Genomic DNA, 18678 nt, shown 5'->3' with positions numbered 1-18678 from the left:
AATTACTTAAAATTTTGTAACTATTTTACACAGTGCTTTTTCTAAGCTCTCTTTAGGCAATGCACAATTGAGTCTAAAATAGCCCTTTCCTTCGAGTCCAAAGCTGCTTCCTTCATTTAATGCAACTTTTGATTCTTCAAGTAGCTTTTGTTTCACTTTGTTATAGTCACTAATAGTATTTTTAAAGCTTAACCAAAGTAAATAAGTTGATTCAGGTTCAATTAAATCTATTTTTGAATTATTTTTTTCTAAATAATTTTTAGTAAATAAAATATTATTTTTAAGATAAACTAATAATTCTTCTAACCAGTCTTCGCTATACTCGTATGCAGCTTCTAAAGCTACAAATCCAAAAACATTAACTGAACTTATACCTCTTTTTTCTACTACATTTTTAAATCTATTCATCAGATTCTCATTTTTGCATATTGCATATGCGCAATTTAGCCCAGCTGTGTTGAAAGTTTTACCTGGAGAATTTAACGTAAGTGTATTATTCGCTATCTCTTCTGATATTGATGCTAGTGGTATAAATTTTTTAAACACAATGTCAGCATGGATCTCATCACTAATCATTAATATATTATTTTCAATACATATTTTTGCTAACTCTTCTAACTCTTCTTTATCCCATACTCTGCCAACAGGATTGTGTGGAGAACATAATACAAAAATTTTTGTTTTAGAACTTATTTTAGATTTTAAATCTTCTAAATCCATACGATAATAACCATTTTCTTCTATTAAAGGATTTTTTACAAGTTTTCTATTATTTGATTTTATGTGTTTAAAAAGTGGAAAATAGACTGGCGTTTGGACAATAATTTCATCACCTTCTTCACTAAAAGCTTCAACAGTAGCACTATAAGCTGGTACTACTCCGTTAACAAAATTTATCCAAGATGTATCAATATCCCAGTTATGTCTTTTTTTCATCCAACTTTTAACTAAGTTATATGTTTTTTCTGTTGCAATTGGATATCCAAACAATCCAGCTTCTGCTTTTTCCTTCATCGCATTAATAATTACATCAGGAGTTTTGAAATCCATATCTGCTACCCAAAGTGGTTGTAAATCTTCATATCCAAAATATTTTTTTAGTGCATCATATTTAACACAAGAGGTGTTTTTTCTATCAATTAGTTCATCAAAATTATAAATCATACAAAATATCCCTATTATAAACAATTTTTTATTGATAAAATGATATAAGAATTATTCTAATTATTAGGTTATTTTGAGGATATAATGAAAGAAGCTATAGAAATTTTAAAAAAGAATGACTTGTTAAAAGTTATTGATGAAGAACTGGATATCTATTTAGAGATACCTCATGTTGCATATGTTGAAGTAAAAAAAGAGGATTCAAAAGCAATTTTATTTACTAATGTTGTAGATAAAAAAAACAATAAAAAATTTGATATGCCTGTTCTTATGAATGTATTTTGTAATGAAAAAGCCGTAAAACTTTTTATTGGAGATGGAGATAAAATTGGTTCTGAGATTGAATCTTTACTTAAAATGAAGCCACCAACAACTTTTTCTGAAAAACTATCAACGTTTGGAAAACTGTTTGCATTAAAAAACACTATTCCTAAGAAAAATAAAGGAAAAGGTGAGTGTCAGCAAGTAATCAAGTTGGTAGAAGATGCAAAACTATCTGATTTACCAGTATTAACAACATGGGAACAAGATGGTGGTCCTTTTATTACTATGGGACAAGTTTATACAACTTCTTTAAATGGTGAAATGAAAAATTTAGGTATGTATAGGCTTCAAGTGTATGATGATCATACTCTTGGAATGCATTGGCAAATCCATAAAGATTCAAACCATTTTTTTCATGAATACAAAAAAGCTGGCAAAAAAATGCCAGTATCAATTGGTATTGGTGGAGATCCGATGTATATTTGGTGTGGACAAGCACCTCTTCCAATTGGTGTATTTGAACTAATGCTTTATGGTTTTGTAAAAAATAAAAATGCACAACTTGTTAAATCAATTACAAACGATATTTGGGTACCTAAAGATAATGATTTTATAATTGAGGGATTTGTTGATACTTCAAAAATGAAAATTGAAGGTCCTTTTGGAGATCATACAGGATATTATACTTTAGAAGAAGAGTATCCATTTTTAGAAGTTAGTGCTATAACTTCAAAAAAAGAACCTACATATTTAGCTACAGTTGTTGGAAAACCACCTTTAGAAGATAAATATATGGGACATGCAACTGAAAGAATATTTTTACCTTTATTAAAAACTACAGCACCTGATTTAATTGATTATTATATGCCTGAAAATGGGGTGTTTCATAATCTAATATTAGCAAAAATTAAAACTTTATACCCTGGTCATGCAAGTCAGATGATGCATGCATTTTGGGGAGTAGGGCAGATGAGTTTTGTTAAACATGCTGTATTTGTAGGGGAGGATGCACCTGCATTAACTGATCATGAAGCTATTACAGAATATATCTTAAATAGAATTGATATAGATGATATTCTTATTTCAAAAGGTGTAGTTGATGCACTTGATCATTCAAGTCCTAAATTTGCTGTAGGTGGAAAATTAGGTTTAGATTGTACAGGTGAAGAGATAAAAGAGTTAGGGATAACTATATTATCTGATAAAGAACTTTTAACTAAAATAAATAGTATTACAGATGAAGTTAAAGATTTGAAACAATATTTTACAAATACAAAAAATCCTGTAACGATTATAACCGTAGATAAACAAAGAAATCAAAAACATCTCTTTGAAGATTTGAAACCTTTATATTCAAATATAAAAATATTAGTTATTGTTGATGCAGCTAATCAAAATGATGTAAATAATCCATATATGTTAATATGGAGAGTAGTTAATAATATTGATTCTAACAGAGATATTTATATAGATTCAAATATAATTTGTGTTGATGGTACAAATAAAAACTCACATGATAATTTTAATAGAAGATGGCCAGATGATGTTGATTGTAGCAAGGATGTAATTGATTCATTAAGAGAAAGAGGAATTTTAGATATAAGTGATGAGTTTATAAAAAAATATCAGCTTTAATATAAAAGTGGTTAAACCACTTTTATATCATTTTTACCATGTTTCTTTACATAATACATGGCATGGTCAACCCTTGTTAGTACAGAGTCTTTATTGTCAGTTTCATTAAAACTTGTTATACCGAAACTACAAGTCACAGATCTATTAATATCAAAATCAAATTTAGAAATCTTCTCTTTGAGTAAATTTGCAATAACTCCTGCTTTTTCTTTATCTGTTTCTGGTAATATGATTATAAACTCTTCTCCACCCCATCTACCAAAAAAATCTGTTTTTCTAATAGAGTTTTTTATTAAAGTTGATATACTCTTTAAAACTTTGTCCCCGTGACTATGACTTAGATCATCATTTATCAATTTAAAGTTATCTATATCAAAAAATATAATTGACAATTCTCTTTTATACCTTTTTGATCTATTAATTTCGTTGTCAAAAATTGATGTCATTTTTCTTCTATTGTAAATATTTGTTAAAGAGTCTATATTTGCGACTTTATTTAATTGTAATTCAACCTCTTCTCTTCTTTTTATCTCTTTATTCATTACTCTATTACTTCTAAAGATAAATAGCAAAAGTATTATTAAAGGTATTAATATCTTATAAAGTTCCTTATAGTCTTGATTTTTTTGATAAACAATAGAATAATACTTTGAGGAAATTGACTCTCTATCTTTTTCTGAAATGGTTGCAATAGCTTTATTTAAAAGATTTATTAACATCTTATTTTCCGCATTAACTACAAGTTTCAAATCGTACTTCTCATCAAAAGAACCTATAATCTTTATGTCGTTTAATCCTTTATTTGAAATTGTATAGTTTAAAGCGGGAATTTTATTTACTATAGCATAAACTTTTTTTTCTTTTAAAAGTAATATTCCCTCTTCTGCATTTTTTACTTCTACAAAATTAATTTTTGGATAGTTCTTTTTAATCATTTTATAGTAAGAAGTGTATTTAATAATTGCTATTTTTTTACCATTTAATTCATTTATATCTGAAATATAAGGTGTATCCATAAATGAAGCGAGACCTATTTTTATTTCTGCTATTGAGTCAGTTAACGCAGTTATTTCAGTTTTGTCTCTTTTACTAAAAGCATATTTAACTAGATTAGGATTTTTTTTGATTTTTTCTAATGATTTTTTTGAATTATTTACAATCTCTATTTCACTATTTTTCAAGTTTAGTCTTTTTGCAATAAGTTTCCAATAATCTATCTCTATACCTTGTACCTTATTATCTACCATCATTGTAAAAGGTGGAAAATTGTTATCACTTAAAAGTTTAATTTTTGTTTGTTTTATATATTTTTTCTGATTTAAAGAATATAAAATATTTAAACTATCGTAGACAAAATCTTCAACTTTTGGTATTTTAATATTTTTGTCTCCAAAACCTAAAAGTATATATAATCGTTGCATCTCTTTAATTTTATTTTTATCAAGTTTACCTAATAATCCATCTTCAATTTTGGATAATTTTTTTAAAACTTGACCTTCATAGATTAATGATTCTAAACTTTTATTTTGAGTGTTATATTTCTCATAAATTATTTTTGCTGTTTCTTCAATATTATTAAAGGCATATTCCCAACCTCTCATTGTAGCTCTATATATTTTTCTGACTCTTTTTGAATGATTCATTAATTCATCTTCTGATGTAAAAAATATACCACCATAAAAATCAAAGCCATAATCACTAGGGTTTAAAACATTATACTTAATACCTTTTTTCTCTAATAAATAAGGTTCATTAGAAAGATAACAACCCATAGCGTCAGTTTTGCCATTGATTAAATCATCTAGATTAAAAGAGTGTTTTTGAAAGTTTATATCTTCTAACTTTAAACCTTGAGACATTATCATTGAGTTTATGCTAGCTGCTGACCTTGCATCTGAAGTTAACATAACTTTTTTATTTTTTAGCTCACTAGGTTTTGTAATATTTAAATCTTTTTTAGTAATCAACACCATAGGAGAAGTTTGATAAATAGCATTAAGCAATACTACTTTTTTATTTTCTAATCTATCAATTATCAAAGAAGACTTTCCAACACCATAATCACTTTTTTTCTTTAAAACATCTTCAACTACATTTATATCAGAATTATATTCTTTTATTGAAACATCAAAACCTTGGTTCTTGTAATAACCTTTTTCTTTTGCAATATAGAACCCAGCAAATTGAAATTGATGTAACCAATCTAATTGAATAGATACTTTTTCTAATTTTTGTGCACTAAGTATTGATGAGAATAGGGTAAGAGAGATTATTATTTTAATTAAATTCATGATTAAATTATATATTATTTTTTATTAATTTTATGTTTAAATAGGGTTAATTATAAAATCAAAATATAATTTAAATATAAAACCTGATATAATCAATTCTTTAAATATTATTGAGGAAATATATATATGATTTTAATGATAGATAATTATGACTCTTTTACTTACAATATTGTTCAATATTGTCTAGAATTAGGAGCAGATTTAAAAGTTATTAGAAATGATGAAATGTCAGTACAAGAGATAGAAAAATTAAATCCTGAAAAAATTATTATATCTCCAGGACCAGCTACACCAAATGAAGCAGGTGTTTGTTTAGAAGCAATAGAATATTTTGCAGATAAAAAGCCAATTCTAGGAATTTGTTTAGGTCATCAAAGTATAGCCCAGGTTTTTGGCGGAGAGGTTATTCGTGCAGAAAATATGATGCATGGTAAAACTTCAAAGATGAAAAAAGTTAAAGATACTAAAATTTTTGATGGATTACCAAATGAATTTACACAAACAAGATATCACTCATTAACAGTAAATAAAAATAATCTACCAAAATGTATTATTCCAACTTCATACAGTATGGATGATAATGAAATAATGTCTTTAGAAATTGAAGGTAAAGATATATATGGTGTTCAATTTCACCCAGAATCAATAATGAGTGAACATGGATTTACAATATTAAATAACTTTCTAAAATTATGAGTTTAACAGATAATATTTACAAATACATATTTTATTTAGCACTTTTTGTAGTATTATCAGTTCTTTTTTTTACAGTAGATGGTTTAAGTATCTCTTATAAAGAGGCTTTAAATGTCTATGTAAATAACTCTTTACTATCTATAATAACTAATGGTTCAATTTATATTTTTGGTGAAAACGATTATGCATTAAGGACACCTTTTATAATTACATATTTTTTTAGTGTAATTTTGATGTATAAATTAACAGAGAATCTTTTTAAAAAAAATATAGATAGATTAATCTCTATTCTAATATTTATGTTATTACCTGGTTTGCTTAGTGCAGCATTATTAGTTAATAGTGCAATTATTGTTACTTTTTTAACTATTGTTTATCTATATTATTTAAAGACTACTCAAAAACATTCATATATATTGCTTTTACTCTTCCTTTTTATAGATAACTCTTTTGCAATATTTTTTCTAGCTTTATTTTTTTTCTCATTAAAAGAGGATGATAAAAAACTTTTATTTGTCTCTTTAATACTTTTTGCAGTTTCTATGGCTTTATATGGTTTTGATACAGGTGGAAAGCCAAGAGGATTTCTTGTTGATACTTTTGGTATATATGCTTCAATATTTTCCCCTTTATTGTTTATCTATTTTTTCTATACAATATATAGAGAAGGTGTTAAAGGTGATAGACATATTGTATGGTACATATCTGCAACTTCATTAGCTTTTTCTTTATTATTTTCTTTTAGACAAAGAATATATATTGAGGATTATGCTCCTTTTGTTGTTATTTTTCTGCCTTATATGGTAAAAAACTTTGTACATAGTTTTAGAGTAAGACTTCCACAGTTTAGAACAAAACATATTTATATTACAATTCTTACTTTATTGGTACTTGTCCTTAATGCAACAATAACAATTTTCAATAAACCTTTATATTTGATATTAGATAATCCTAAAAAACATTTTGCTTATAAATATAATATTGCAAAAGAATTAGCATTAAAATTAAAAGAAAACAATATTGACGAAATTGAAAGTGATGAAAAAGAGTTGATTTTAAGATTAAAATTTTACGGAATTAAAGAGGGGCGAAAATATTTTGTATCAACTAGAAAACAATACTATTTTGATAATGAAATACCTATTAATTATTTAGGTAAAACTGTAGCCAATGCTTATATCATAAAAAACTGATGAAAAAGAAGAGTTATTCGTTACTTGAATTAATACTCATAATCTTCATAATCTCTATTATATATTATTCTATATCTTTAAATAAACATGACAATAAATTAGATGAACTAACAAATAGAATAGTTTTGTATCTAAAGCAAACAAGATATCAAGCTCTTATAGATAATAAAAAAGAAAAAAATCAAGAGCTTTGGTATAAAAAAAGATGGACTTTAAAATTTTTTAACTGTAAAGAGAGTGTAGGCGGAATCTACTATGTTATATATAGTGATAACAATATGACAGGTCATCCCAATTTGGATGAATCACTAAAAGATCCATTAACGAAAAAAAGAATATATTCTTCAAATAATTGTGAAATTAGTAAAAACACAAGTAAATATGTTTTGGTAACAAAAGAGTTTGATGTAGAAAATATAAAACTATCATGCAATAGTACTTCAACAATAGGGCAGATATCATATGGAGGAGAAGGGAGAGTATATTCAAGATTAAGTAGTAAAGAAAATGAAGCAAATAGATATGAGATAGAAGAAAGATGTAAAATAGAGATAATAACAAAGAGTAAAGAGAAGAGAGAAATAATAATAGAAGGGAAGAGTGGATATGTATATAAAGGTAAAAGACCTTAAAATGTGGGCTAAAAGAGTAAAAAAAAATAACAAAGAAAAAAAGAGAAGATAAAAAGAGCAAAAACTTTCAAAATTTAAGCCAGGAATAAGAAAAAACCCTTGACAAGCGTTAAAAAATCTATTATAATTCCCGTCCAATTTCAGAGGAACGACACAAAGTTTTGAAGAGATGGATGATCTTTAACAACGAAGGTTTGTAAGAAGAAGTAATTTTTATAAACCGAATATGATAACACAAAAATATAACAACAAGAATATAAGTAAATTATATCCTTGTCTATTTAAGAAACATAAAGCTAAGCTTTACAAATGAGATTTAGTTTTGTTACAAAAGTAATAAAACATAAGTCAGAGAATTAAACATTCATAATATTATGGAGAGTTTGATCCTGGCTCAGAGTGAACGCTGGCGGCGTGCCTAACACATGCAAGTCGAACGAGAACGGACTTAAGCTTGCTTAAGTTGTCAGCTAAGTGGCGCACGGGTGAGTAATGTATAGTTAACCTGCCCTCTAGAAAGGAATAACAGATGGAAACGTCTGCTAATGCCCTATATGCCTTTAATTCATAAGAATGCAAGGGAAACGCTTTAGTGCTAGAGGATGGGACTGTATGGTATCAGATAGTTGGTGAGGTAATGGCTCACCAAGTCAATGACGCCTAACTGGTTTGAGAGGATGATCAGTCACACTGGAACTGAGACACGGTCCAGACTCCTACGGGAGGCAGCAGTGGGGAATATTGCACAATGGAGGAAACTCTGATGCAGCAACGCCGCGTGGAGGATGACACTTTTCGGAGCGTAAACTCCTTTTATATAGGAAGATAATGACGGTACTATATGAATAAGCACCGGCTAACTCCGTGCCAGCAGCCGCGGTAATACGGAGGGTGCAAGCGTTACTCGGAATCACTGGGCGTAAAGAGCGTGTAGGCGGATAGATAAGTCAGAAGTGAAATCCAATAGCTCAACTATTGAACTGCTTTTGAAACTGTCTATCTAGAATATGGGAGAGGTAGATGGAATTTCTGGTGTAGGGGTAAAATCCGTAGAGATCAGAAGGAATACCGATTGCGAAGGCGATCTACTGGAACATTATTGACGCTGAGACGCGAAAGCGTGGGGAGCAAACAGGATTAGATACCCTGGTAGTCCACGCCCTAAACGATGTACACTAGTTGTTGCGATGCTAGACATTGCAGTAATGCAGTTAACACATTAAGTGTACCGCCTGGGGAGTACGGTCGCAAGATTAAAACTCAAAGGAATAGACGGGGACCCGCACAAGCGGTGGAGCATGTGGTTTAATTCGACGATACGCGAAGAACCTTACCTGGACTTGACATTTACAGAATGATTTAGAGATAGATTAGTGTCTGCTTGCAGAAACTGTAGGACAGGTGCTGCACGGCTGTCGTCAGCTCGTGTCGTGAGATGTTGGGTTAAGTCCCGCAACGAGCGCAACCCACGTCGTTAGTTGCTAACAGTTCGGCTGAGAACTCTAACGAGACTGCCTGGGCAACCAGGAGGAAGGTGTGGACGACGTCAAGTCATCATGGCCCTTACGTCCAGGGCTACACACGTGCTACAATGGGGCATACAAAGAGCAGCGATACCGCGAGGTGGAGCAAATCTCAAAAATGCCTCCCAGTTCGGATAGTAGTCTGCAACTCGACTACTTGAAGTTGGAATCGCTAGTAATCGTAGATCAGCAATGCTACGGTGAATACGTTCCCGGGTCTTGTACTCACCGCCCGTCACACCATGGGAGTTGAACTCATTCGAAGCGGGGATGCTAAAGTAGCTACCCTCCACAGTGGATTCAGCGACTGGGGTGAAGTCGTAACAAGGTAACCGTAGGAGAACCTGCGGTTGGATCACCTCCTTTCAGAGAAGAGAAGTTAGATTCGTTTCTAACTTCCAAAGCAATCAAAGAGATTGCAGTTATCATGTTCGGTTTATAAAGATTATTTCAAAGAATAGGTGAAGAATGGGCCTATAGCTCAGCTGGCTAGAGCGCTCGACTGATAATCGTGAGGTCCCAGGTTCAAGTCCTGGTAGGCCCACCATATAATAATCTGATTAGTATGTGGGGATATAGCTCAGCTGGGAGAGCGCCTGCCTTGCACGCAGGAGGTCAGCGGTTCGATCCCGCTTATCTCCACCATCTATTTAAGCAAATCAAGTTAAAAGAGTTAGCTAAATTTTAATATAAATTCTAAAGAGAATAGAATTTATATTAGGATTTATCCTAAACTGTTATGCAAATAACAATGATATTTAAAAACATAATGTTAAAGTCTTTAATTTTTTCGTTTAATGATCTTTCGTATGAAGATTATTAAAAAAAACAAAAAAATTTCATATCTAAAAATGATTATGTTAATAATTAAGATTATTAATATAAAAAGTATAGATAGACACAACTGTTTTATTGAGTTTTAGATTCAATAAGATAGTAGCCAAGGAATAATTATTCAAAAAGGTTAAAGTAAGAAATTACTTTATTCTCAAATAAAATAAGCTATAAAGGGCTAATGGTGGATGCCTAGACTGTAAGAGGCGATGAAGGACGTACTAGACTGCGATAAGCATTGGGGAGCCGTCAAGAGGCTTTGATCCAGTGATTTCCGAATGGGACAACCCAGCATGTTATGCATGTTATCCTTTCGAGGAGGCGAACCTGGTGAAGTGAAACATCTCAGTAACCAGAGGAAAAGAAATCAATTGAGATTCCCAAAGTAGCGGCGAGCGAAATGGGATTAGGGCATTAAGTGATAGCATTTTAAATAGGTGAACAAACTGGAAAGTTTGAGCATAGAAGGTGAAACTCCTGTAACCGAAATTTTTAATGTGGTACTAGGCTTAAGAACGAGTAGGACGGAACACGTGATATTTTGTCTGAATATGGGAGGACCACCTTCCAACCCTAAATACTACTTACAGATCGATAGTGAACAAGTACCGTGAGGGAAAGGTGAAAAGTACCCCAGTGAGGGGAGTGAAATAGAACCTGAAACCATTAGCTTACAATCATTCGGAGCCCTATGATTTATCAGGGTGACGGACTGCCTTTTGCATAATGAGCCTGCGAGTTGTGGTATCTGGCAAGGTTAAGCCAAGTGTGAAGCCGTAGCGAAAGCGAGTCTTAATAGGGCGAATTAGTCAGATGCTGCAGACCCGAAACGAAGTGATCTATCCATGAGCAGGTTGAAGCTGGTGTAAGAGCTAGTGGAGGACCGAACCGGTAGGCGTTGAAAAGTCTTCGGATGACTTGTGGATAGGGGTGAAAGGCCAATCAAACTTCGTGATAGCTGGTTCTCTCCGAAATATATTTAGGTATAGCCTTATGTAGTAACATATAGGGGTAGAGCACTGAATGGGCTAGGGCTGCTTACCGCGGTACCAAACCCTATCAAACTTCGAATACTATATGCGTAATCATAGGAGTCAGGCGTAGGGTGATAAAATCCTATGTCGAGAGGGGAACAACCCAGACTAACAGCTAAGGTCCCTAAGTTACATCTAAGTGGAAAACGATGTGGAGTTACTGTGACAACCAGGAGGTTGGCTTAGAAGCAGCCACCCTTTAAAGAAAGCGTAACAGCTCACTGGTCTAGTGATTCTGCGCGGAAAATATAACGGGGCTAAGATGTACACCGAAGCTTTAGACTTGATTTATCAAGTGGTAGGAGAGCGTTCTATTCAGCGTAGAAGATGTACCGGTAAGGAGCGTTGGAGCGGATAGAAGTGAGCATGCAGGCATGAGTAGCGAGAATTAAGGTGAGAATCCTTAACGCCGAAAACCCAAGGTTTCCTACGCGATGCTCGTCATCGTAGGGTTAGTCGGGTCCTAAGTCGAGTCCGAAAGGGGTAGACGATGGCAAATTGGTTAATATTCCAATACCAACAAATAAGCGCGATGTGGGGACGCATAGAGTTAATCGAGCTCACTGATGGAATAGTGGGTCGAAGGACGTAGGTTGATACTTAGGCAAATCCGGGTATCGTTAGACCGAGATCTTACAGGCTCTTGACACTCTTCGGAGGAGATAGAGAATCGATGATACTGTCGTGCCAAGAAAAGCCACTAAGTATATTATTTGTTGCCCGTACCGTAAACCGACACAGGTGGGTGGGATGAGTATTCTAAGGCGCGTGGAAGAACCCTGGTTAAGGAACTCTGCAAACTAGCACCGTATCTTCGGTATAAGGTGTGCCTACTCCGGTATAGAGACTTGCTCTCGAAAGCTGGAAAGGTTGCAACAAAGAGTCCCTCCCGACTGTTTACCAAAAACACAGCACTTTGCTAACACGTAAGTGGATGTATAAGGTGTGACGCCTGCCCGGTGCTCGAAGGTTAACTGATGATGTTAGCGCAAGCGAAGCATTTGATTGAAGCCCGAGTAAACGGCGGCCGTAACTATAACGGTCCTAAGGTAGCGAAATTCCTTGTCGGTTAAATACCGACCTGCATGAATGGCGTAACGAGATGGGAGCTGTCTCAACCAGGGATCCAGTGAAATTGTAGTGGAGGTGAAAATTCCTCCTACCCGCGGAAAGACGGAAAGACCCCGTGCACCTTTACTACAGCTTGACACTGTAGCTTGGATATTCATGTGCAGGATAGGTGGGAGGCTTTGAAACTTGGACGCTAGTACAAGTGGAGCCAACCTTGAGATACCACCCTTGAATATTTGAGTTACTAACTGCGAGAAGTTATCCTTCTTCAGGACAATGTCTGGTGGGTAGTTTGACTGGGGCGGTCGCCTCCTAAAAAGTAACGGAGGCTTACAAAGGTTAGTTCATGGCGGATGGAAATCGCCAGTTGAGTATAATGGCAAAAACTAGCTTGACTGTGAGACATACAAGTCGAACAGAGACGAAAGTCGGTCATAGTGATCCGGTGGTTCTGTGTGGAAGGGCCATCGCTCAAAGGATAAAAGGTACGCCGGGGATAACAGGCTGATCTCCCCCAAGAGCTCACATCGACGGGGAGGTTTGGCACCTCGATGTCGGCTCATCGCATCCTGGGGCTGGAGCAGGTCCCAAGGGTATGGCTGTTCGCCATTTAAAGCGGTACGCGAGCTGGGTTCAGAACGTCGTGAGACAGTTCGGTCCCTATCTTCCGTGGGCGTAGGAAAGTTGAAGAGATTTGTCCCTAGTACGAGAGGACCGGGATGAACGTACCACTAGTGTACCAATTGTTCTGCCAAGGGCATCGTTGGGTAGCTACGTACGGATGTGATAAGAGCTGAAAGCATCTAAGCTCGAAGCCAACTCTAAGATGAACTTTCCCTGAAGATCCCAGCAAGACTAGCTGGTTGATAGGCTAGATGTGTAAGCGTTGAAAGACGTTTAGCTGACTAGTACTAATAGATCGTTTGGCTTTTTTTAAACTATTTCTTGGTTTACTATCTTATTGAGTTTAACTCAGTATTGTGTCAAAGACTTAACATTATAATTTTTATAACTCATAAATGTGAGTACAGAGCAAACTTTTAAAGTTTGTTTGATACTCATATTGCTGGTGGTTATAGCGAGGTGGAAATACCCGGCTCCATTCCGAACCCGGAAGTCAAGCACCTCTGCGCTGATAATACTGCAGGTTTCACTTGTGGAAACGTAGGCCGCTGCCAGCTCTTGAGTGTTTTTTAAGCTTTTAGTTTATTCATCTCTATTTGATGTTTAAGCTAAGAGCTTTTTTTTTGCTCTTTTTTTTACCCCTTTGCTTTTTATTTTTATATACTAATTATTTTATTTTACTTATTTATAACGTAGATTTAAATATTATATTAAACAAATTTATAAATTAAATTAGGTTAATATTGTTTAGAGATATAAAATTAGAATACTTGGATTTTTCATATAAAAACTTTAATATTTATAGTGCATCTTCTCTTGATGAAGAATCTAAATACATAGTTAAAACTACAAAAGATTTAGATTCAAATTATGAAGCTGAAGTTTTATTAGAAAATGAATACAATATATTAAAAGATTTGTCCCATGAAAATTTATTGAAGCCAATAAAATCAAATAAAATTGGTAATAGATTTTATATATATTATGAATATTTTGATGGCTTTAGTTTAAAACATTTTTTTAATGATTTAAATAAGAATAAACTAGAGAAATTTTTATCTATTGTATTAAAAATACTTGATACACTGAATTATCTTCATAAAAATAGCATAGTACATAATTCTCTTAATCTAGATTCAATTTTAGTAAGTAAAGACTTAAACGATTTGAAAATAGTTAATTTTGAAAATAGTTTTCATTTAAATAAAATAAAGAAAAAAATTGAATTAAATAATTCGTATTATACTGCCCCTGAACAAACTTCAAGAATTAATCAAAATTTAAATGAAAAGGTAGATATATATTCTTTAGGAATAATTTTTTATGAATTATTATCAGGTAATAAACCATATGAAATAGATAATTTAAACACTTATGATATTGTAGCTAGAGAACTACCTAGTATTAATGAATTAAAAAAAGAGATACCTAATATATTATCTAAAGTCATCTCTAAAATGATTAATAAAAATCCGGAAGATAGGTATGATAATATATTATCATTATATTTAGATATAGAAAAAATTAAAAGAGAATTATCAAACAAAAATGATATTGATTTTGAAATAGATACTTTTAAAAAAAATTTCTTAATAAAAAACGAAAATTTATTTTTTGGAAGGGATAAAGAATTTTCCCTTTTTATGAAAAACTTTTTAACTACAAATGACAATAATCAATTACATATAGTTGCCGGCAAGTCTGGAGTAGGTAAAACAACATTTGTTAAAAAAATAATTAATAAATATAAAGAAGACTTTAATTTTATTGATGTGAAATTTGATAATTATAAACAATATATTCCTCATAAGGTTTTAATTAATAGCTTTAGAAAATTTTGTAAAGAGATTTTAGTAAAAGATGAGAGTGAATTGTCATTTTGGAAAACCAAATTTTTAGTAAGTTTAGGTAATGATATTCAAGTACTATATAATTTTATTCCTGAACTAAAAACACTTATTGGTGAAGTGAATGCTATTTCTGAATTAGATTTAGTTGATTCAAAAATAAGATTTAATAACACACTAACTAAGTTCTTGCAATTGTTTTCTTCAAAAAAAGAACCTCTTATTATATTTTTAGATGATATGCAATGGGCAGATAATATAACTTTAGAATGGTTAAGTATTTTTTTACAAAGAGTATCTTTTACAAAAGTAATAATAAGCTATAGAGATAATGAAGTAGATAAAGAATCTATTTTATTAAGAAAAATCTCATTCTTTTCCTATTGCAAAGATTTAGATGTTTTTGAATATAAATTAAATCTACTTACACAAAAAGATATTGAACTTTTAATTAATTCTAATATAACTTTAAAAGATAGTGAAAAATTAGCTAGTGTAGTTTTTAATAAGACAGAAGGTAATGCATTTTTCATAATACAATTTTTAAAAGATATTTTAGATAAAAAAATACTTTTTTATGATGAATCTGAATTTATCTGGAATTATAATTATGATATATTAAAAAAATTGAACGTAAAAAGTGATATTGTAGAATTTTTAGAAAAAAGAATTAATTCTTTAAATAATGATCAAATACGATTATTACAAATTGCATCATGTATAGGAAATACTTTTTCCCATGAGATATTAAAAGAGATATATAATTTAGATCAAATTTTTGACAGCTGTTTAGAGTATTGTATTAATCATGAATGGATATTAGAAACAGGGTTATTAGACTATAAAATATATCAATTTTCTCATGACAAGATACAGCAGGTATTTTATTCATTATTAACTGAACAGAGAATGACAAATTTTCATAAATTAATTGGAGATTATTATTTTAAAAGATTTAATAATAAAAATGATGAATATCTTTTATTATGTGTAAACCATTATAATAAAGCAAAAAAATATTTTGATAAAGAATCTAATATTATAGAGTTAGCAAAACTTAATTACAAAGCATCATTAGTTGCAAGAGATAATGGAGATTTTCAATTGTCAAATGAATATATAGATAATTTATTTGATTTTTATATTGAAATTAAAAAAGATGAAGAGTATTGTGAATATTTAAAAGACTACGCTATTTGCAAACACTTAGCATATAATAAAACAAAAGCAATTAAATCTTATAAAATGGCATTAGTATATTGTAAAGATGATATAAAAAAAGCATATATTTATGAGCAATTAATTAAATTATATAGCGATTTCTCAGACTTTAATGATGCATATCTTACAGGTAAAGAAGCTTTATCCTTATTTAATATTTTTATTCCAAATGGATTTAATCCCATTATTTTTATAAAAGATTTTATTGAGTTAAAAATAAGACTAAAAAATAAAAATATTCATACTTTACTAAATCTAAAAGAATCTACTGATGAAAAAATTATTATTAGTATAAAACTTCTATCTTCTGTTTTAAAAGCGGCATATCAAATTAAACCAGAATTATGTGCTCTTATATCAATGAAACTTGTAAAAATATGTTTAAGATATGGAGATACAAAAGATGCAGTTATTGGTTTTATGGTTTTTGGTGTTATATTTCAAGGAGCAATCTTAGGAAATCATAAAATAGGTTATGACTATGCTCAATTATCTTTAAATATGATAAAGAAATATAAAAATTCAGTTTTAGAACCTGAAGTTAAATTTGTAACTGGATATTTTGGTTTATCTTGGATAGAATCAAGTATATATACTGAACAAAATTGGTTTGAATCTTATAATAATGGAATTTTGAATGGTGATTTATTTCATAGTGCATGTGCAGCTGCTGGAATAATTCAGAGTATGTATATGAGAGGTGAGAAATTTGATAAGATAGATAATCAAATTACAATATTCGTAAAAGAGTTGTCTAAAAGAGGTGAAAGTGAACAATTAGATACTATATTAGGTATTAGACAAGCATTAAAGAATTTAAAAGGTGAGACTTTAAATGTTACTACTTTTGATGATGATACTTTTAATGAAAAACAATATGTAGAAAAACTATCAAAATTTAATTCAAAGCACTTTGCGCATATGTATTATATTAATAAAATGATAAGTTTATATTTTTATGAAAACTATGATTTAGCTTTAGAGTATTTAAATACTAGTAAAAAATATTTAAGTGATTCAAAGGGTACATTACATTATGTAGAGCACTTCTTTTACGAATCACTGATTTTAGAAAAATCTGTTTATAAAGCAGATTTAAGAAGAAAATTTCTATTGATTAAAAAAATAAAAAATAATTTAAAAATATTTGAAAAATTTGCGAAAAATTGTCCTGAAAATTTTATATCAAAAAAAAATATATTAAGCGCAATAGTTGCAAAACTAGATAAAAATTATATTTTATCTCAAAAATATTTTTTAAAGGCAATAGAAGTTTCAAAAGTATATTCTCAACTTAATGTACAATCAATATCAACAAAAGAGTTATATACGTTATTTATATTCTTAGAACAAGAAAAATTAGCAAATTTATATAAAGATGAATATACTAAAGCTTTTGATGAATGGAAATGTGAAGAAAAAAATGAATTTGAATATAAATCTTTAGATATAAGCACTTTAATTAAATCAACAGAGATAATTTTCAAAGAACAGAAGTTATCAAATCTTTTGAAAAGTTTGATGAAAATATTATTAGAAAACTCAGGTGCCCAAAATGCATTTATTATACTAGAAGAGGATTTTGTTTATAAAGTTGAAGCAGCTGCTTTTAATAGTGATAAAAATTCAATAAACGTACTTATAAATAAAAATTACAAAGAGTTTGATAATATTGTCCAAGATATTGTTAAATATGTGATTAGGACAAAAGAATCTATTGTAATAAATGATTATGAAAAAGATCCACTTTTCTTTGGACATAAAAAAGGAAAAAGAGAAGTTTTAAAATCTATTATTTCAATACCTTTAGTTTTACAAAATAGTTTAAAAGGCATTATTTATTTAGAAAATAATCTTTTACCAGGAATATTTACAGATGAAAAAATTGATTTTTTAAAACACCTAAGTTCTCAAATAACTATTTCCGTTGAGAATGCAAAAATATATAAAAGTTTAGAACAAAAGGTACAAAAAAGAACAAAAGATATAGATGAAAAAAATGAAATTTTATTAGAACAAAATACTTTATTACAAAAACAAAATAATCAAATTTCAGAGTTAAATAGAAATTTAACGAAAGAGAATCAAAAAAGAAAATTAGTAGAAGAAAAACTTCAAAATGCTATTAAAGAGTTGGATCTATTAGCTACTACAGATTCCTTAACAAAATTGAAAAATAGAAGAGTTTTTGATCAGGTTTTAGAAAAAGAGTGTTCTAGAGTATCAAGAAACAAAGAATCGTTTTCTCTTATTATGTGTGATATAGATTATTTTAAAGATTATAATGATTTTTATGGCCATCTACAAGGTGATGAATGTTTAAAATTAGTTGCTAAAACTTTAGAAAGAAATATAAAAAGAAATATTGATTTAATAGCAAGATATGGTGGAGAAGAATTTGCAATTATAATGCCAAATACAAAAAAAGAAGAAGCATATATTTTGGCTAATAATATTAAAAAGTCACTTGAAAAAGAGAAAGAACCTCATGAAAAATCGAAAATCTCATCTTTTATAACTTTAAGTATGGGAGTTGCCAGTTCAGATGAAATAGAGTTTTTAACTCCTAAAAATGTAGTTAGATTTGCTGATAATAAACTTTATGAAGCAAAGGGAAATGGTAGAAATCAAGTAAGGTAAGAGAAAAGA

The 18678-nt window shown here is 30.3% G+C and carries 7 protein-coding genes, 2 tRNA genes and 3 rRNA genes; 10 read left to right on the top strand and 2 right to left on the bottom strand.

Annotation, left to right across the window (positions count from 1 at the left end; all coding sequences use genetic code 11):
• Window positions 1–6: 6 nt before the first annotated feature.
• Entirely contained in the window at window positions 7–1164 is a 1158-nt protein-coding gene (locus tag ACKU4C_RS12000; RefSeq protein WP_321312296.1) for a PatB family C-S lyase, read from the bottom strand.
• An 84-nt stretch (window positions 1165–1248) separates the two neighbouring features.
• Between ACKU4C_RS12000 and ACKU4C_RS11995 the strand changes: the two genes are divergently transcribed.
• Window positions 1249–3063: a menaquinone biosynthesis decarboxylase gene (locus ACKU4C_RS11995; RefSeq protein WP_321312294.1), complete on the top strand. Its 1815-nt coding sequence runs from the start codon at window positions 1249–1251 to the stop codon at window positions 3061–3063.
• 11 nt (window positions 3064–3074) lie between these two features.
• On the opposite strand, the gene ACKU4C_RS11990 is transcribed toward ACKU4C_RS11995, so the two are convergent.
• Window positions 3075–5354 carry an ABC transporter substrate-binding protein gene (locus tag ACKU4C_RS11990; protein ID WP_321312292.1) on the bottom strand — a complete coding sequence of 760 codons (2280 nt, stop codon included), beginning with the start codon at window positions 5352–5354 and terminating at the stop codon, window positions 3075–3077.
• A gap of 126 nt (window positions 5355–5480) precedes the next feature.
• Between ACKU4C_RS11990 and ACKU4C_RS11985 the strand changes: the two genes are divergently transcribed.
• From ACKU4C_RS11985 to ACKU4C_RS11945, 9 genes are all read left to right on the top strand, one after another.
• Window positions 5481–6050: an aminodeoxychorismate/anthranilate synthase component II gene (locus ACKU4C_RS11985; RefSeq protein ID WP_321312290.1), complete on the top strand. Its 570-nt coding sequence runs from the start codon at window positions 5481–5483 to the stop codon at window positions 6048–6050.
• Window positions 6047–7243 carry a glycosyltransferase family 39 protein gene (locus ACKU4C_RS11980; protein ID WP_321312288.1) on the top strand — a complete coding sequence of 399 codons (1197 nt, stop codon included), beginning with the start codon at window positions 6047–6049 and terminating at the stop codon, window positions 7241–7243. The genes ACKU4C_RS11985 and ACKU4C_RS11980 overlap by 4 nt, the downstream gene beginning before the upstream one ends.
• Entirely contained in the window at window positions 7243–7875 is a 633-nt protein-coding gene (locus ACKU4C_RS11975; protein ID WP_321312285.1) for a type II secretion system protein, read from the top strand. The genes ACKU4C_RS11980 and ACKU4C_RS11975 overlap by 1 nt, the downstream gene beginning before the upstream one ends.
• 371 nt (window positions 7876–8246) lie before the next feature.
• Window positions 8247–9764, top strand: a 16S ribosomal RNA gene (locus ACKU4C_RS11970).
• A 104-nt stretch (window positions 9765–9868) separates the two neighbouring features.
• A tRNA-Ile gene (locus ACKU4C_RS11965) sits at window positions 9869–9945 on the top strand.
• Between the two features lie 22 nt (window positions 9946–9967).
• Window positions 9968–10043 (top strand) — tRNA-Ala (locus ACKU4C_RS11960).
• Between the two features lie 350 nt (window positions 10044–10393).
• A 23S ribosomal RNA gene (locus ACKU4C_RS11955) occupies window positions 10394–13273 on the top strand.
• A gap of 129 nt (window positions 13274–13402) precedes the next feature.
• Window positions 13403–13518 (top strand): 5S ribosomal RNA (gene rrf / locus ACKU4C_RS11950).
• The 16S, 23S and 5S rRNA genes sit together here with 2 tRNA genes alongside, the layout of an rRNA operon.
• A gap of 186 nt (window positions 13519–13704) precedes the next feature.
• Window positions 13705–18669 carry a diguanylate cyclase gene (locus ACKU4C_RS11945; RefSeq protein WP_321312283.1) on the top strand — a complete coding sequence of 1655 codons (4965 nt, stop codon included), beginning with the start codon at window positions 13705–13707 and terminating at the stop codon, window positions 18667–18669.
• The last annotated feature ends 9 nt before the right edge of the window (window positions 18670–18678 follow it).

The organism is Halarcobacter sp., assembly GCF_963676935.1.
Classification (GTDB): domain Bacteria; phylum Campylobacterota; class Campylobacteria; order Campylobacterales; family Arcobacteraceae; genus Halarcobacter.
This window is presented reverse-complemented; position numbering and strand designations above follow the sequence as displayed.

Coding starts and splice junctions, on each gene's coding strand:
- ACKU4C_RS12000 (WP_321312296.1), bottom strand. CDS start 1,164: ATGATTTATAATTTTGATGAACTAATTGATAGAAAAAACACCTCTTGT.
- ACKU4C_RS11995 (WP_321312294.1), top strand. CDS start 1,249: ATGAAAGAAGCTATAGAAATTTTAAAAAAGAATGACTTGTTAAAAGTT.
- ACKU4C_RS11990 (WP_321312292.1), bottom strand. CDS start 5,354: ATGAATTTAATTAAAATAATAATCTCTCTTACCCTATTCTCATCAATA.
- ACKU4C_RS11985 (WP_321312290.1), top strand. CDS start 5,481: ATGATTTTAATGATAGATAATTATGACTCTTTTACTTACAATATTGTT.
- ACKU4C_RS11980 (WP_321312288.1), top strand. CDS start 6,047: ATGAGTTTAACAGATAATATTTACAAATACATATTTTATTTAGCACTT.
- ACKU4C_RS11975 (WP_321312285.1), top strand. CDS start 7,243: ATGAAAAAGAAGAGTTATTCGTTACTTGAATTAATACTCATAATCTTC.